This is a genomic window from Paraburkholderia youngii (assembly GCF_013366925.1).
GTDB classification, from domain to species: domain Bacteria; phylum Pseudomonadota; class Gammaproteobacteria; order Burkholderiales; family Burkholderiaceae; genus Paraburkholderia; species Paraburkholderia youngii.
The window spans coordinates 6,037,191-6,051,857 of sequence record NZ_JAALDK010000001.1; the positions used below are offsets into that span (position 1 = coordinate 6,037,191).

General features: G+C 63.2%; 15 protein-coding genes, 1 tRNA gene and 2 pseudogenes. 11 read left to right on the plus strand and 7 right to left on the minus strand.

The window, feature by feature from the left end; genetic code table 11:
- Positions 1 to 33: 33 nt before the first annotated feature.
- The 6 genes from ispE to hisC all read left to right on the plus strand — a co-directional run bounded on the left by ispE (position 34) and on the right by hisC (position 4,742).
- Complete coding sequence (gene ispE, locus G5S42_RS27485; protein ID WP_176109620.1) at positions 34 to 915, plus strand: 4-(cytidine 5'-diphospho)-2-C-methyl-D-erythritol kinase; 882 nt, start codon at positions 34 to 36, stop codon at positions 913 to 915.
- Between the two features lie 52 nt (positions 916 to 967).
- A tRNA-Gln gene (locus G5S42_RS27490) sits at positions 968 to 1,044 on the plus strand.
- Positions 1,045 to 1,118: 74 nt separating this feature from the next.
- Positions 1,119 to 2,075 carry a ribose-phosphate pyrophosphokinase gene (locus tag G5S42_RS27495; RefSeq protein ID WP_008921698.1) on the plus strand — a complete coding sequence of 319 codons (957 nt, stop codon included), beginning with the start codon at positions 1,119 to 1,121 and terminating at the stop codon, positions 2,073 to 2,075.
- Between the two features lie 163 nt (positions 2,076 to 2,238).
- Positions 2,239 to 2,856: a 50S ribosomal protein L25/general stress protein Ctc gene (locus G5S42_RS27500; RefSeq protein WP_013088318.1), complete on the plus strand. Its 618-nt coding sequence runs from the start codon at positions 2,239 to 2,241 to the stop codon at positions 2,854 to 2,856.
- A gap of 150 nt (positions 2,857 to 3,006) precedes the next feature.
- Complete coding sequence (pth, locus tag G5S42_RS27505) at positions 3,007 to 3,612, plus strand: aminoacyl-tRNA hydrolase (RefSeq protein WP_176109621.1); 606 nt, start codon at positions 3,007 to 3,009, stop codon at positions 3,610 to 3,612.
- A gap of 50 nt (positions 3,613 to 3,662) precedes the next feature.
- Positions 3,663 to 4,742 (plus strand): histidinol-phosphate transaminase, encoded by a 1,080-nt coding sequence (gene hisC / locus G5S42_RS27510; protein WP_176109622.1) that lies wholly within the window; start codon positions 3,663 to 3,665, stop codon positions 4,740 to 4,742.
- A gap of 77 nt (positions 4,743 to 4,819) precedes the next feature.
- Here hisC and G5S42_RS27515 read toward each other — a convergent pair whose 3' ends face one another.
- Complete coding sequence (locus tag G5S42_RS27515; protein WP_176109623.1) at positions 4,820 to 5,077, minus strand: YfhL family 4Fe-4S dicluster ferredoxin; 258 nt, start codon at positions 5,075 to 5,077, stop codon at positions 4,820 to 4,822.
- 102 nt (positions 5,078 to 5,179) lie between these two features.
- Between G5S42_RS27515 and G5S42_RS27520 the strand changes: the two are divergent.
- Positions 5,180 to 5,449, plus strand: a pseudogene (locus G5S42_RS27520) (winged helix-turn-helix domain-containing protein); the annotation flags it as partial.
- 57 nt (positions 5,450 to 5,506) lie between these two features.
- On the opposite strand, the gene coaD reads toward G5S42_RS27520, so the two are convergent.
- Together coaD and rsmD are read right to left on the minus strand one after the other, a co-directional pair.
- On the minus strand, positions 5,507 to 6,016 hold the full coding sequence (gene coaD / locus G5S42_RS27525; RefSeq protein ID WP_176109624.1) for a pantetheine-phosphate adenylyltransferase: 510 nt from the start codon (positions 6,014 to 6,016) through the stop codon (positions 5,507 to 5,509).
- A 100-nt stretch (positions 6,017 to 6,116) separates the two neighbouring features.
- Positions 6,117 to 6,731 (minus strand): 16S rRNA (guanine(966)-N(2))-methyltransferase RsmD, encoded by a 615-nt coding sequence (rsmD, locus tag G5S42_RS27530; RefSeq protein ID WP_176109625.1) that lies wholly within the window; start codon positions 6,729 to 6,731, stop codon positions 6,117 to 6,119.
- Positions 6,732 to 6,981: 250 nt separating this feature from the next.
- Here rsmD and ftsY point away from each other — a divergent pair, with 250 nt between their 5' ends.
- Complete coding sequence (gene ftsY, locus G5S42_RS27535) at positions 6,982 to 8,136, plus strand: signal recognition particle-docking protein FtsY (RefSeq protein ID WP_176109626.1); 1,155 nt, start codon at positions 6,982 to 6,984, stop codon at positions 8,134 to 8,136.
- 121 nt (positions 8,137 to 8,257) lie between these two features.
- Here ftsY and maiA read toward each other — a convergent pair whose 3' ends face one another.
- A complete protein-coding gene (gene maiA / locus G5S42_RS27540; RefSeq protein ID WP_176109627.1) occupies positions 8,258 to 8,902 on the minus strand; it encodes a maleylacetoacetate isomerase in 645 nt (214 codons plus the stop codon).
- A 38-nt stretch (positions 8,903 to 8,940) separates the two neighbouring features.
- The gene (locus G5S42_RS27545; protein ID WP_176109628.1) at positions 8,941 to 9,639 is read right to left on the minus strand and encodes a fumarylacetoacetate hydrolase family protein; all 699 of its coding nucleotides are present in this window, start codon (positions 9,637 to 9,639) and stop codon (positions 8,941 to 8,943) included.
- A gap of 222 nt (positions 9,640 to 9,861) precedes the next feature.
- On the opposite strand from G5S42_RS27545, the gene ybiB reads away from it, so the two are divergent.
- Positions 9,862 to 10,833 carry a DNA-binding protein YbiB gene (gene ybiB / locus G5S42_RS27550; RefSeq protein ID WP_176109629.1) on the plus strand — a complete coding sequence of 324 codons (972 nt, stop codon included), beginning with the start codon at positions 9,862 to 9,864 and terminating at the stop codon, positions 10,831 to 10,833.
- Positions 10,834 to 11,210: 377 nt separating this feature from the next.
- Positions 11,211 to 12,197 (plus strand): annotated as a pseudogene (locus tag G5S42_RS27555) (2-isopropylmalate synthase); the annotation flags it as partial.
- 189 nt (positions 12,198 to 12,386) lie between these two features.
- On the opposite strand, the gene G5S42_RS27560 reads toward G5S42_RS27555, so the two are convergent.
- Together G5S42_RS27560 and G5S42_RS27565 are read right to left on the minus strand one after the other, a co-directional pair.
- Entirely contained in the window at positions 12,387 to 12,770 is a 384-nt protein-coding gene (locus tag G5S42_RS27560) for a nuclear transport factor 2 family protein (RefSeq protein ID WP_008921685.1), read from the minus strand.
- 41 nt (positions 12,771 to 12,811) lie between these two features.
- Positions 12,812 to 13,375 (minus strand): acyloxyacyl hydrolase, encoded by a 564-nt coding sequence (locus G5S42_RS27565; RefSeq protein WP_176109631.1) that lies wholly within the window; start codon positions 13,373 to 13,375, stop codon positions 12,812 to 12,814.
- Between the two features lie 353 nt (positions 13,376 to 13,728).
- Here G5S42_RS27565 and rpoH point away from each other — a divergent pair, with 353 nt between their 5' ends.
- On the plus strand, positions 13,729 to 14,664 hold the full coding sequence (gene rpoH / locus G5S42_RS27570) for an RNA polymerase sigma factor RpoH (protein WP_176109632.1): 936 nt from the start codon (positions 13,729 to 13,731) through the stop codon (positions 14,662 to 14,664).
- Positions 14,665 to 14,667: the final 3 nt, after the last annotated feature.

Genomic DNA, 14,667 nt, shown 5'->3' on the forward strand with positions numbered 1-14,667 from the left:
TTGGCGCCACCGTGGCGCATGTAGCCTTCACTCATGATCGAAACAACCGATTCGCTGCGCGACTGTCTCGCGCCAGCGAAACTCAATCTCTTCCTGCACATCACCGGCCGTCGGCCGGATGGTTATCACACGCTGCAAACGGTCTTCCAGTTGCTCGACTGGGGCGACACGCTGCACTTCACGCGACGCGATGACGGTCTCATCACGCGCCGCACCGAAATCGCCGACGTGCCGCCCGAGCATGACCTGACCGTACGGGCCGCGACGTTGCTGAAGTCGCATACGGGCTCTCGCGAAGGTGTCGATATCGAAATCGACAAGCGCCTGCCGATGGGCGCGGGCCTCGGCGGCGGCAGCTCCGACGCGGCGACGACGCTGCTCGCGCTCAATCGCCTGTGGAAGCTCGATCTGCCGCGTCAGGAGTTGCAGGATCTTGCGTTGAAGCTCGGCGCGGACGTGCCTTTCTTTGTATTTGGAAAAAATGCGTTTGCAGAGGGTGTCGGAGAATCATTAGACGTTGTACAATTGCCGCCGCGTCACTTTCTGGTAGTGACGCCGAGGGTGCAGGTTCCAACTGCAGCGATTTTTTCCGAAAAAGCGTTGACAAGAGATACAAAGCCTCTCATAATTACGGACTTTCCTGCAGAACACAGCTGCAACACTGAATGGCCAGAAAGCTTCGGCCGGAATGACATGCAGCAGGTTGTAGTAGGAAAGTACGCGGAAGTAGCGCAAGTGTTGCGATGGTTTGAGAGCATCGCACCAGCGCGGATGTCCGGATCGGGTGCCAGTGTTTTTGCAGCGTTCCGTAGCAAAGCTGAAGCAGAAGCGGCGCAAGCCAAGCTGCCCGGCGAATGGAACAGTGCAGTAGCCGCGGGCTTGGATCAGCATCCACTCTTTGCTTTCGCGTCATAAGTTTTGCATCGTCGAACGAAACTCCACGTTCGGCGGAGCTCAAAGTTAGTGTAGGGGAGTCGCCAAGCTGGTTAAGGCACCGGATTTTGATTCCGGCATGCAAAGGTTCGAATCCTTTCTCCCCTGCCAAAAATTCTCGTAGTTCGCTGTAGTTCGCCGCAGTAATTCACATTCTCCCGCCCCCAGCCTGAAGTAGGTGCATGATGAGCAGCCATGACGGCCTGATGGTTTTTACTGGCAACGCAAATCCCGCGCTTGCACAGGAAGTCGTCAAAAACCTCGGTATTCCCCTCGGCAAAGCAATGGTTAGCCGTTTCTCGGACGGTGAAATCCAGGTCGAGATTCAGGAAAATGTGCGCGGCAAGGATGTCTTCGTCCTGCAATCCACGTGCGCGCCGACTAACGACAATCTGATGGAACTGATGATCATGGTCGATGCGCTCAAGCGCGCATCCGCTGGCCGGATCACCGCAGCCATCCCTTACTTCGGTTATGCCCGTCAGGATCGTCGCCCGCGTTCGGCGCGTGTCGCGATCTCGGCGAAGGTCGTGGCGAACATGCTGGAAATCGCCGGCGTCGAGCGGATCATCACGATGGATCTGCACGCCGACCAGATTCAAGGCTTCTTCGACATCCCGGTCGACAACATCTACGCAACGCCCGTGCTGCTCGGCGATCTGCGCAAGCAGAACTACGACAACCTGATGGTTGTTTCGCCGGACGTCGGCGGTGTGGTCCGCGCCCGTGCATTGGCGAAGCAACTCAATTGCGACCTCGCGATCATCGACAAGCGTCGTCCGAAGGCGAACGTCGCCGAAGTGATGAACATCATCGGTGAAGTCGAAGGCCGCACCTGCGTGATCATGGACGACATGGTCGACACCGCAGGCACGCTGTGCAAGGCCGCGCAGGTTCTGAAGGAACGCGGCGCGAAGCAGGTATTCGCGTACGCCACCCACCCGGTTCTGTCGGGCGGCGCGGGCGAGCGTATCGCCGCCTCCGCACTCGACGAACTCGTAGTCACGGACACGATCCCGCTCGGCGAAGAAGCCCGTTCGTGCGCGAAGATCCGTTCGCTGACGAGCGCCGGTTTGCTCGCCGAAACGTTCTCGCGCATCCGCCGCGGCGATTCGGTGATGTCGCTGTTCGCTGAAAGTTAAGCATTTGCGAAGACGCCGCGTACCGCTTGATGCGACACGCGGCGTTTTTGCACAATCGGCATGAACGAACGAAGGTTCTTGCCGCGATCCCGGGCCTCAGCCATTACGGCTTCGAGGCCCTGTTTTTACTGCCTGGTCGCGGGCAGTGCATTGGAGATTCAACATGAAAGTAGTCGCTTTCGAGCGTTCCCAGCAAGGTACGGGTGCGAGCCGCCGCCTGCGTAACTCGGGCAAGACCCCGGGTATCGTTTATGGCGCTGGTGCTGACACGCAACTGATCGAACTCGATCACAACGCCCTGTGGCACGCGCTGAAGAAAGAAGTATTCCACTCGTCGATCCTCGATCTGGAAGTGGCAGGCAAGTCGCAACAGGTTCTGCTGCGCGACGTGCAATACCACCCGTTCCGTCAGCTCGTGCTGCACGTGGACTTCCAGCGCGTCGACGCGTCGAAGAAGCTGCACACCAAGGTGCCGCTGCACTTCCTGAACCAGGAAACCAACCCGGCAGTGAAGCTGTCGAGCGCGGTGATCTCGCACGTCATCAACGAAATCGAAATCGAGTGCCTGCCGTCGGCACTGCCGGAATTCATCGAAGTTGACCTCGCGAAGATCGAAGCTGGTCAATCGGTTCACGCGAAGGACATCCCGCTGCCGGCAGGTGTGGCGCTCGTCGCCCACGTCGACGCGGAAAACCCGGTGGTCGCTGCTGCAACGATCCCGGCTGGCGCAATCGCTGAAGACGCTGCTGCTGCTGAAGGCGGCGAAACGCCGGCTGCTTAAGAGCCTTTCGGTTCGAAGCAAGCAATCCTCTCGATCCGTTTCCAATGAAACGGTCGATGTGACCCGCCGAGGTTCGCCCTGGCGGGTTTTTTTTTCGGTTTTTTTTAGTCCGGTGCATTTCACTTCCGGACCTGGTGGACTCACGCAATCATGATCAAGCTGATCGTCGGGCTCGGCAATCCGGGCGCCGAATACACCGCGACGCGTCACAACGCCGGCTTCTGGCTGGTCGATCAACTCGCACGCGAGGCTGGCACGACGCTGCGCGACGAGCGGCGCTTTCACGGCTTTTACGCGAAGGCGCGGTTGCATGGCGAGGAAGTGCATCTGCTCGAGCCGCAGACCTACATGAACCGTTCTGGTCAGTCGGTCGTCGCGCTTGCGCAATTCTTCAAGATTCTTCCCGACGAGATCCTCGTCGCGCACGACGAGCTCGACATGCCGGCCGGCAGCGTCAAGCTGAAGCTCGGCGGCGGCAGCGGCGGGCATAATGGCCTGAAGGACATCAGCGCGCATTTGTCGTCGCAGCAATACTGGCGGCTGCGGATCGGCATCGGTCATCCGCGTGATCTGATCCCCGAAAGCGCGCGCGCCGGCGCGAAGCCGGACGTCGCGAACTATGTGCTGAAGCCGCCGCGGCGAGAAGAGCAAGAGGTCATCGACGCGTCGATCGAGCGCGCGCTCGCGGTGATGCCGCAGATCATCAAGGGAGAGCTCGAACGCGCAATGATGCAACTGCATCGCAATAACAGCTGACGCGCGCCACATCCTTCGAAACCCGCAATCGACCCTGCGAGGAGAATCGCTTGAGCCGCTACTGGAGCGACATCGTTCACCGTCTGACGCCGTACGTGCCGGGCGAGCAGCCCGCGCTCGCGCATCCGGTGAAGCTGAACACCAATGAGAATCCGTATCCGCCGTCGCCGCGCGTGCTCGACGCGATCCGCCGCGAGCTCGGCGACACCGCCGACGCACTGCGCCGCTATCCCGATCCGAGCGCACGCAAGCTGCGCGAAACGGTCGCCGCGTATCACGGCATCCGCGCCGACCAGGTATTCGCGGGCAACGGCTCGGACGAAGTGCTCGCGCTGACATTCCAGGCCTTGCTGAAGCACGACAAGCCGCTGCTGTTTCCCGATATCACGTACAGCTTCTATCCGACCTACGCGAAGCTGTTCGAGGTCGACTACCGCACCGTCCCGCTCGACGCGGGTTTCGCGATCAACGTCGACGACTACGCGGTGCCCAATGGCGCCATCCTGTTTCCGAATCCGAACGCGCCGACCGGCCGGCCGCTGGCGCTGGCGGAAATCGAACGCCTCGTCGCCAGCCATCCTGATTCGGTCGTGGTGATCGACGAAGCCTATGTCGACTTCGGCGCCGAGTCGGCGATTGCGTTGATCGACCGCTATCCGAATCTGCTCGTCGTGCAGACCGTGTCGAAGTCACGTTCGCTCGCCGGCATGCGCGTCGGCTTCGCGTTCGGCGATGCGGCGCTGATCGATGCGCTCAATCGCGTGAAGGACAGCTTCAATTCGTACCCGCTCGACCGCCTGGCGCAAGCCGCTGCCACCGCCGCGTACGAAGACGACGCGTGGTTTCGCGAATGCTGCGCGAAGGTGATCGCGAGCCGTGAGCGGCTCGCGGCGGAATTGACCGCGCTCGGCTTCGAGGTGGTGCCGTCGGCCGCGAATCTGCTGTTCGCGCGGCATCAAGGGTACGACGCGGCGACGCTCGCGTCGCGGCTGCGGGAAAAGGAAATTTTCGTGCGGCACTTCAACGCACCGCGGATTGACCAGCATCTGCGGATCTCGGTCGGCACCGACGCCGAGTGCGACATCCTGCTCGACGCGTTGCGGGGTATTTTCAGCGCTTACGTCGGATAACGGAAACGCCGCCGCAAAAGGAAACGGCGAAGGCCCGCTGGCCTTCGCCGTTTTCTTTTGCGCGTCACCCGCGCACGTCAGGTGCCTTTGGCGGCCTGCAACGCGTGATATTTCGCGATCAAACCCTCAGGCGTTTCGACGTGGTTCGGGTCACGCGGAATGCACTCGACCGGGCACACCTGAATGCACTGTGGCTCGTCGAAATGACCGACGCACTCGGTGCACTTCTTCGGATCGATCACATAGATTTCCGGGCCCATCGAAATCGCGTCGTTTGGGCACTCAGGCTCGCAGACGTCGCAGTTGATGCACTCGTCGGTAATCATCAGGGCCATGCTGCCACCAACTTTGCTAGATAAAACAACACATTATAGCTTTTTCGCCCCCGCGCGGTCGTGCAATCCCGCGCTTTATGCCGGGCTCGACAAGAATGTAGAGTCGATCCGCTCGAAGAAAAGCTCCTGGAGTTCATTGCTCGCATGAGGCAAAAAAACGAACGCCTGTCGGTTCGAGAGGTGATGGCCCAAAGTGCGCTCGGGCCTCCGGCCACCTTGCATGCCCGGATCACGTCAATGCGCGAAAAAGGCTGGCTCCTGCTCAACGACACCGAAGATGCTCGCCGCAAACAGGTCGAGCTAACGCCCGCCGCCCTCCGACACTTCGACAAGCTTGCCGAGGTATTCGCCAAGGCCGCGAAGGGTAGCTGACATTGCACTGCGTCGGATAAATGATCCGTCGAAATCGGCCATTCGCGCGACTCAGGCTCACGTCCCCTGGGCGCCGCCCTGCGGGTCCAGCGACGCGACTTTCTCCTTCAGCCATTTTTCGACCGACGGGAATACGAACTTGCTGACGTCGCCGCCCAATTGCGCAATCTCCCGAACGATCGTGCCCGAGATGAACTGATACTGATCGGACGGCGTCATGAACATCGTCTCGACGTCCGGAAGCAGATAGCGGTTCATGCCCGCCATCTGGAACTCGTACTCGAAGTCCGACACCGCGCGCAGACCCCTGACGATCACCCGCGCGTTGTTGCTCCGCACGAAGTCCTTCAGCAGTCCCTTGAAGCTCATCACCTGGACGTTCGGATAGTGGCCGAGCACCTCGTGCGCAATCGCGAGGCGCTCCTGGAGAGTGAAAAACGGCTTCTTGGCACGGCTGTCGGCCACACCCACCACCAGCGTGTCGAAAATGCTCGACGCGCGCCGAACGAGGTCTTCGTGACCGCGCGTCAGCGGGTCGAACGTGCCCGGGTACACGGCGACTACCATGAGACTTCTCCTCTTTTCAGACAAAAGGGCACGTCCAAGCGACGCATTTCGCACCGGCGCGGATGACGATAAACCGCCCGGCCCTTTTTTGGAACGCGCATTATTCCTTATTTTCGCGCTGCAGCAAATGAAAGTGCACGGCGCCCGCCTTGCCCTGCCGCACGACCTCCCAGCCCGCAAGCGACTGATGAGCGGTCGGTTCGAGCGCTTCGCCTGCCTCGACATAAAGATAGCCGTCAGCGCGCACGAGCGGCACGGCTACCGCGAGCGCCTTGCCGAGCAGATCGGCATCGAACGGCGGATCGAGGAACACTACGTCGAACGAGCCTGGGGCGAGGCTCGCGGCAAGACGCAAGCCGTCCGCCTCGGCGATTTCGATCATGCGTGCGTCGAGCCGCTGCTGGTTCGCGCGCAACTGGCCGGCGGCGCGCGCATGACGCTCCACCATCAGCACGCGCGCCGCGCCGCGCGACGCAGCTTCGAAGCCGAGCGCGCCGCTACCGGCGAACAGATCGAGACAGTGCTGGCCGTCCAGGCGCTGGCCGAGCCAGTTGAACAGCGTTTCGCGGACGCGGTCGGGCGTCGGGCGCAGGCCGTCCAGATCGAGCACGGGCAGCGGCGTGCGTTTCCAGTCGCCGCCGATGATGCGAATGGCATGCGGCTTGCCGCCTTTGGACGAAGCGCCAGCGGCGCGTGAAGGTGCTAAACGAGGCATGCAGTATCGTGCAGTTTCAGCTAGATGGTGAATACGCCCGCGACGCCGGTGCGCGCGGGCCGGAGCGCCCACGTTACCACAGGGGCGGCGCGCGTCCAGCTTGCCCGGGCGGCCAATACGACGCACCGCGGCACGCCTGATAAAATGTGCGGCTGCCAGCGCCCCGCCTTTTCGCATCCCGGCGCTGCCCACCGCTTCGCCGGTCCCGTGCCGGCTGCGCGCATCGGCGCGCTCTCCCATACGTCAGATCATGTTCAGCTTTTTCAAACGATTCAAGGGTTCGAAAGAGTCCGATACCGCCGCAAACGAATCGCTGGCGGCGCAAGACGGCGCGACGCCCGAGGCCGAGGCCGTCGAGCCGGTTTCGCCCGCCAAATCCGTCGAGCCTACGCCGGCCGCCGTTCCGCCTGTGGTCACGACCATCATCGAGCCGCAGCCTGAGCCGCAAGACGCCGCGCTCGACAGCGTCGAAATCGTCCCGCCGCCCATGCAGGACGCCGGCGCAAAACGCTCGTGGCTCACGCGCCTGAAGAGCGGCCTCGCGAAAACCAGTTCGAACCTGACCGGCATCTTCGTCGGCACGAAGATCGACGAGGACCTGTACGAGGAACTCGAAACCGCGCTGCTGATGTCGGACGCCGGCGTCGAGGCGACCGAATTCCTGCTCGAATCGCTGCGCGAGAAAGTGCGCACCGAGCGCCTGACGGACCCGCAGCAGGTCAAAATCGCATTGCGCACGCTGCTCATCGAGTTGCTGAAGCCGCTCGAAAAATCGCTGATGCTCGGCCGCGCGCAGCCGCTCGTAATGATGATCGCCGGCGTCAACGGCGCGGGCAAAACCACCAGCATCGGCAAGCTCGCGAAGCATCTGCAGAGCTTTCACCAGTCGGTGCTGCTCGCTGCCGGCGACACGTTCCGCGCCGCCGCGCGCGAACAGCTTGCCGTCTGGGGCCAGCGCAACAACGTGACCGTGGTCGCGCAGGAAAGCGGCGATCCGGCCGCGGTGATCTTCGACGCGGTCGGCGCCGCGCGCGCGCGAAAGATCGACGTGATGATGGCCGACACGGCTGGCCGCCTGCCCACGCAGTTGCATCTGATGGAAGAACTGCGCAAGGTGAAGCGCGTGATCGGCAAGGCGCAAGACGGCGCGCCGCACGAAGTGCTGCTCGTGATCGACGCTAACACCGGCCAGAACGCGCTCACGCAGGTCAGGGCGTTCGACGACGCGCTCGGCCTCACCGGCCTGATCGTCACCAAGCTCGACGGCACCGCGAAGGGCGGCATCCTCGCGGCGATCGCGCGGCAGCGGCCGATTCCGGTGTACTTCATCGGCGTCGGCGAAAGGGTCGAGGACCTGCAGCCGTTCAGCGCGGAGGAGTTTTCGGACGCGCTGCTGGGCGGCTGATCCCGCAATCGCTTGACCGCCGCGGCGCTCGCCGCTCGCTGCGCGCAAAAAGGAAAAGGGCACTCCGCGGGGTGCCCTTCTTCGTTTCGAGCCGCCGTCAACGCTTCAAGCGATCCCGCGATCACTCCGCGTCCGGCTGTGCGCCCGGGGCAGCGCGGGCGAACGCATCGAGTTGCATCGCGTGGTCGTAGATGCGCTGGATCGTCGGAAACTTTGCGGTGTCGACCTTGAAGCGCTGTGCGTTGAAAACCTGCGGAATCAGGCACGCGTCGGCAAGTGTCGGTGTGTCGCCGAAACACAGTTTGCCGGTGCGCGCGTCGCCGGCGAGATGCGCTTCCAGCGTCGCGAAGCCCGCGTCGATCCAGTGCCGGTACCACGCGTCCTTCGCGTCGTCGTCGACTCGCAGCGTGTGCTTTAGATAGCGCAGCACGCGCAGATTGTTCAGCGGATGAATCTCGCACGCGACCTGCAGCGCCACCGAGCGCACATAGGCGCGATCGAGCGGCGCCTTCGGCAGCAGCGGCGGCTCCGGATGCGTCTCCTCGAGATACTCGATGATCGCGAGCGACTGCGGCAGCAAATGATTGCCGTCGGCGAGCGTCGGCACGATGCAGTCCGCGTTGATCTTGCGATACTCGGGCTTTAGTTGCTCGCCGCCTTCGCGCACCAGGTGCACGGGCACGTAGTCGTACGTCAGGTTCTTCACGTTCAGCGCGATGCGCACGCGATACGACGCCGAGCTACGAAAATAGCTGTAGAGCTTCATGTTGTCTGCCTCCTCCACCTACCTGCCCGCAAGCCGTCTCAAACGACGCGTACGCTGAATTCGCCGAGTCCGTCCACGCCGCCCTTCATCAGGTCACCCTTCACGACCGCGCCGACGCCTTCCGGCGTGCCGGTGAAAATCAGGTCGCCGGGCTGCAGTTCGAACAACGTCGACAGATACGCGATCGTCTCCGCCACCGACCAGATCAGCTGCGACACGTCCGCGCGCTGCTTGTCCTCGCCGTTCACCGACAGCCAGATCGCGCCCTTGCCGATGTGACCAACTGCCGAAGCCGGATGGATCGGGCCGAGCGGCGCCGAGTGATCGAAGCCCTTGGCGGTGTCCCACGGACGACCCATTTTCTTCGCTTCGCCTTGCAGGTCGCGGCGCGTCATGTCGAGACCGAGCGCGTAGCCGTAGACGTGGTCGAGCGCGCGCTCGACGGGGATGTCTTTGCCGCCCTCGCCGATCGCCGCGACCATTTCCATTTCGAAATGGACGTTCTTTGTCTGCGACGGATATGGGAATTCGCCGGTGGTGCCCGGCGCGACGTAGACGACCGCATCGGCCGGCTTCGAGAAGAAGAACGGCGGTTCGCGGTCCGGGTCGTGGCCCATTTCGCGCGCATGCGCTTCGTAGTTGCGCCCCACGCAGTAGATGCGGCGCACCGCGAACTGCTCGCTCGACCCCACGACCGGCACCGCGACCTGCGGTGCGGGTGCAAACACGTAACTCATCCCGTTCTCCGTTTTTCGATGGGCGCCGCCGAGGCGGCGAGAAACATCGAGTGTAACGCGCGGCACGGCGCGGGTGCATGTCAGGCGGGCCGTCGCGCGTCACCGCGCGCCCGCTTCGCCGCTGTTCGCCCGCTCGCCATAGATGCGATACTCACACCGAATAGCTTCCCGAATGCCGTAGCCGACGCCCAAGCGCGGCACGCCACCCGCCTCTTGCGTACGATGACCGACTCGACCAATACGACTTCTCCCTTCCCCTGCGCCCGCTTCATCAAGGAAATCGGCCGCGGTCCGAACGGCGCCCGCGCGCTGACCGCGGACGACACCCGCGCGCTCTACACCGCAATGCTCGACGGCCGCGTCGACGATCTCGAGCTCGGCGCGGTGCTGCTCGCGTATCGCGTGAAAGGCGAAACCGCTGACGAACTCGCCGCGATGCTGGCCGCCGCGCATACGTCGTTCGAGCCGGTGCGGCTGCCCCACGGCGCGTTTCGGCCCGTTTCGATTCCGTCGTACAACGGCGCGCGCAAGCAGCCGAACCTCGTGCCGCTGCTCGCGCTGCTGCTCGCGCGCGAAGGCGTGCCGGTGCTCGTGCACGGCGTCACCGAAGATCCGGGTCGCGTGACGAGCGCGGAAATTTTCACGCATCTGCGCATCGTCCCTGCGCAGTCGCACGCGCAGATCGAAGCGGGTCTCGCCGAGCGTCGCGTCGCGTTCGCGTCGATCGACGTACTCGCGCCCAAGCTCGCGCGCCTGCTCGCGCTGCGCCGGCGCATGGGCGTGCGCAACTCGACGCATACGCTCGTGAAGCTGCTGCAGCCATTCGCGCCCGCGGGGCTGCGGCTCGTGAATTACACGCATCCGCCGTATCGCGACAGTCTCACGCAGCTGTTCATCACGCATCCCGATGCGGCCGTCGGCGGTGCACTGCTCGCGCGCGGCACCGAAGGCGAGGCGGTCGCCGATACGCGCCGCCAGGTGCAAGTCGACTGGCTGCATGACGGCATCTGCGAGACGCGGCTGCCGCACGAGCGCTCTTCGCCCGATGCGCCCGAAGTCGAGCTGCCCGAAGCGCGCGACGCGGCGACCACGGCCGCCTGGATCGACGCCGTGCTGCGCGGCGAAGCACCGGTGCCGGGCGCGATCGAACGGCAGGTCGAGCTGATCGTCGATATCGCGAAGACGGCGGCCTGACGGTCGCGGCTTGACAGGCCAGTGCACGCCGTCATACATTTGGCCCCATGCGTTCCCTCCCGAACACCCTCCGAATTATCTCCGGCCGCCTAGCGCGGCCCCTATCGCTACGCCTGGCGTAAGTCACGCGTAGCGCCGCGCGCTGGCAGCTCCGGTTGCCGTCGGCGGTCCTCCCGGTAGTTCCCGCAGTCTCGCTTCACCCCCGTCGTAGTTCTCCACAACCTGTCGTCGTTTGCATTCGTCCGTTTACCGCGCGGGCGAAGCGAGAGGATCAAGTGCACGTTGCCTCGGGCATCCGCATCGTGCATGCGTGACAGTCGGCCAACCGCTCGACGTCCCACCCTCCGCCGACGACACCACGAATGAGGCACCTCACCATGTTGCGCAATCCCGCTGAAAAGTACCGCCCCTTTCCCGCCGTGCGGCTGACCGGCCGCAAATGGCCGAGTCGCACGATCGACGCCGCGCCCGTCTGGATGAGCACCGACCTGCGCGACGGCAACCAGGCGCTGATCGAACCGATGAACGCCGCGCAAAAGCTCGAGTACTTCGAGATGCTGGTCGCGATCGGTTTCAGGGAAATCGAAGTGGGCTTTCCGTCGGCCTCGCAGACCGATTTCGACTTCGTGCGCAAGCTGATCGACGAGCGGCGCATTCCCGACGACGTCACGATCGAAGTCTTCGTACCGTCGCGCGCGGAGCTGATCGCACGCACGTTCGAAGCGCTCGAAGGCGCGCCGCGCGCGATCGTGCATCTGTATAACGCGATCTGCCCGTCGTTCCGGCGCATCGTGTTCCAGCAATCGAAGCACGAGATCAAGGCGCTCGCAGTCGAAGGCACGCGCGTCATCAAGGAACATGCGCAGGCGCGGCCGGGAACGCACTGGACCTTCCAGTACTCGCCCGAGACCTTCAACACGACCGAGCTGCCGTTCGCGCGCGAGGTATGCGACGCGGTCGCGCAAACGTGGCGGCCGACGCGCAATCACAAGATGATCGTCAACCTGCCGGCGAGCGTCGAAGCGGCCACGCCGAACGTATTCGCCGACCAGATCGAATGGATGCACCGCAACCTCGGCTACCGCGACAGCATCGTGCTGTCGGTGCATCCGCACAACGATCGCGGCACCGCCGTGGCCGCGGCGCAGCTCGCGCTGCTGGCGGGCGCCGATCGCATCGAAGGCTGTCTGTTCGGCAATGGCGAGCGCACCGGCAACGTCGACCTCGTCACGCTCGCGATGAACCTCGACGCGATGGCTATCGACAGCGGTCTGGATTTTTCGGATCTCGCGACGATCCGGCGCGTGGCGGAGCGCTGCACGCGGCTTCCAGTGGCCGCGCGGCATCCGTATGCGGGAGAAGTGGCGATGCGCGGCTCACGCGCGGCGCGCGACGCGGATGCCGAGCGCGATGAATACGGCGCAAACAGCCGCGATAAAGCTGAGGATTGCGCAACCGCGTAAATCCGACTTGAGCTTGCGGCGGCGGAGCGCGCACCCCGCATTCGGCTGCCGGGACGGGCGCGCTCACGAGGCGCGCCCGCGATGAAAATCTCACTCCAGCGCGCAACGTGTCGCCTGCCATGCGATCAGCCGCCACTGGCCGTCTTCGTGTGTGTGAATCGCGGTGTAGGCAATCGGGAACAACAGCGCGCCGTTGTTCGCTTCCATCTCGATCAGCGCGCGGCCCGTGACCACGTAGGTCTCGCGCCCGGCCGGCAGGACGTCTTGCGACTGCACCTCGATTTGCCGATAACGACGGCGCCCCGCGGTGATCCCGTCGATGAACTGTCGCTTCGTCTCGCGCTTGCCGTTCGTATGAACGTAGCTCACGTTGTCAGCGAGCAGCGTGTCGAGCGACTGCCCATCGCCGTCGACCATCGCGCGAAATCGCTCTCGCTCGAGCCCGCGAATCGCTTCGATCATCTTTGCCGCCATTGCAGAGCCCCTCGAACACCGCGAGCCGCAAGGGGCCACGGTCAGAAGTGATATTGCAAATATAGCTGGCTGAAATTTATACCAGGATTCGGCTCTTTGATACCGCCATTGGAAACATGCTGGAAGCGGTAGCCGGCGACATACTGCCGATGAGCGCCGAACTGCAGCCCGACGCCCGCCATCTCGGAGAATTGGAACGCGGTGCCCAACGTGAAGTCGGAAGAAATGCGCGGGCTGGTCAGCACCCCGACGCCGGCACCCACCTCGATGAATGGCCGCACCAAACCCGACGACTTGACGAAGCGGATCACCGGCGTCACACCGATCTCGCCGATGTCGTCGTGAACGTTTCCTTCATTGGTGTGCCACCACGCGACGTGCGCCTCGCCGATCAGCGCGAAATGCCAGTCGCCGATCTGCCACCAGGTGAGGTTCGGGTCCCAGACCACGCCGAGATCGAGCCTCTTGACGTGACGATCACCGACACCAGCGGCCACCAGCACGCCGAACTGGTCAGCCCGGGACGCGCCCGCCGCACCCAGCAGCAGAATGGCCAACGCACTTTTTAGAGTAAGTCCACGGACCACAAGATTCTTGTTGTTCATTCAGCCCCCATTCTGGTGACTATTAAGCGAGCGCCCCCTTTGTTCCACGCACGATTTAGGGGCAAGTATCTTCCAGGTTATGCGCCCAAACAGCAATTATTCACTTTAGAACAGAACGATGTCAGTCGATCATGAGGCGGCAGCCGCCTCGAACGGTAATTTGTACAGGCTCAACGCACAGTGCAAATAGAGCGTATGATGACTATCAGAAATCAAGACTCCATAGGATTTTCCGGAACTTGGATACCCCTGCGACATCTAAGTATTAGCACTCGGCAGATCTGAGTGCTAACATCCATCGCTGGAGTCGTTTACTGAGTACGCAATTGTCTGATTCCAAAGGAGCTTCACACGTGAGCCATGCAATGACCCTTCCGAGTACTTTGAGCCCGTCGTCGGCTAAGGCCGCTTCGGCAGGTGCACTGGCGCTCTCGCATTCCTCGCTGCTGTCCGGTCAACTGGGCAACATCGACGCCTACATCCAGGCGGTCAACCGGATCCCGATGCTGACGCCGGCGGAAGAACGCCAGTTCGCCACCGAATTGCGCGAACACGACAATCTGGAGGCCGCACGCCGCCTCGTGCTGTCGCACCTGCGACTCGTCGTGTCCATCGCGCGTAACTACCTCGGTTACGGGCTGCCGCACGCCGATCTGATCCAGGAAGGCAACATCGGCCTGATGAAAGCGGTCAAGCGCTTCGATCCCGAGCAGAACGTGCGCCTCGTGTCGTACGCAATGCACTGGATCAAGGCCGAGATCCACGAATACATCCTGCGCAACTGGCGCATGGTGAAGGTCGCCACCACGAAGGCGCAGCGCAAGCTGTTCTTCAACCTGCGCAGCCACAAGCAGGGCCTCGGCGCGTTCACGCCGGACGAGATCGAAGGTCTCGCCAAGGAACTGAACGTGAAGCGCGAAGAGGTCGCGGAGATGGAAACGCGTCTGTCGGGCGGCGATATCGCGCTCGAAGGTCAGGTCGAAGACGGTGAAGAGTCGTACGCGCCGATCGCGTATCTGGCCGACTCGCATAGCGAGCCGACCGCCGTGCTGGCTTCGCGTCAGCGCGACCGGCTACAAAGCGACGGCATCGCAAGCGCGCTCGACGCGCTCGATCCGCGCAGCCGCCGCATCATCGAAGCGCGCTGGCTGAAGGTGGCCGACGACGGCTCGGGCGGCTCCACGTTGCACGAGCTGGCCGACGAGTTCGGCGTGTCGGCCGAACGTATCCGCCAGATCGAAGCCAGCGCGATGAAGAAGATGCGCGGCGCACTGACCGAATACGCGTAAAAG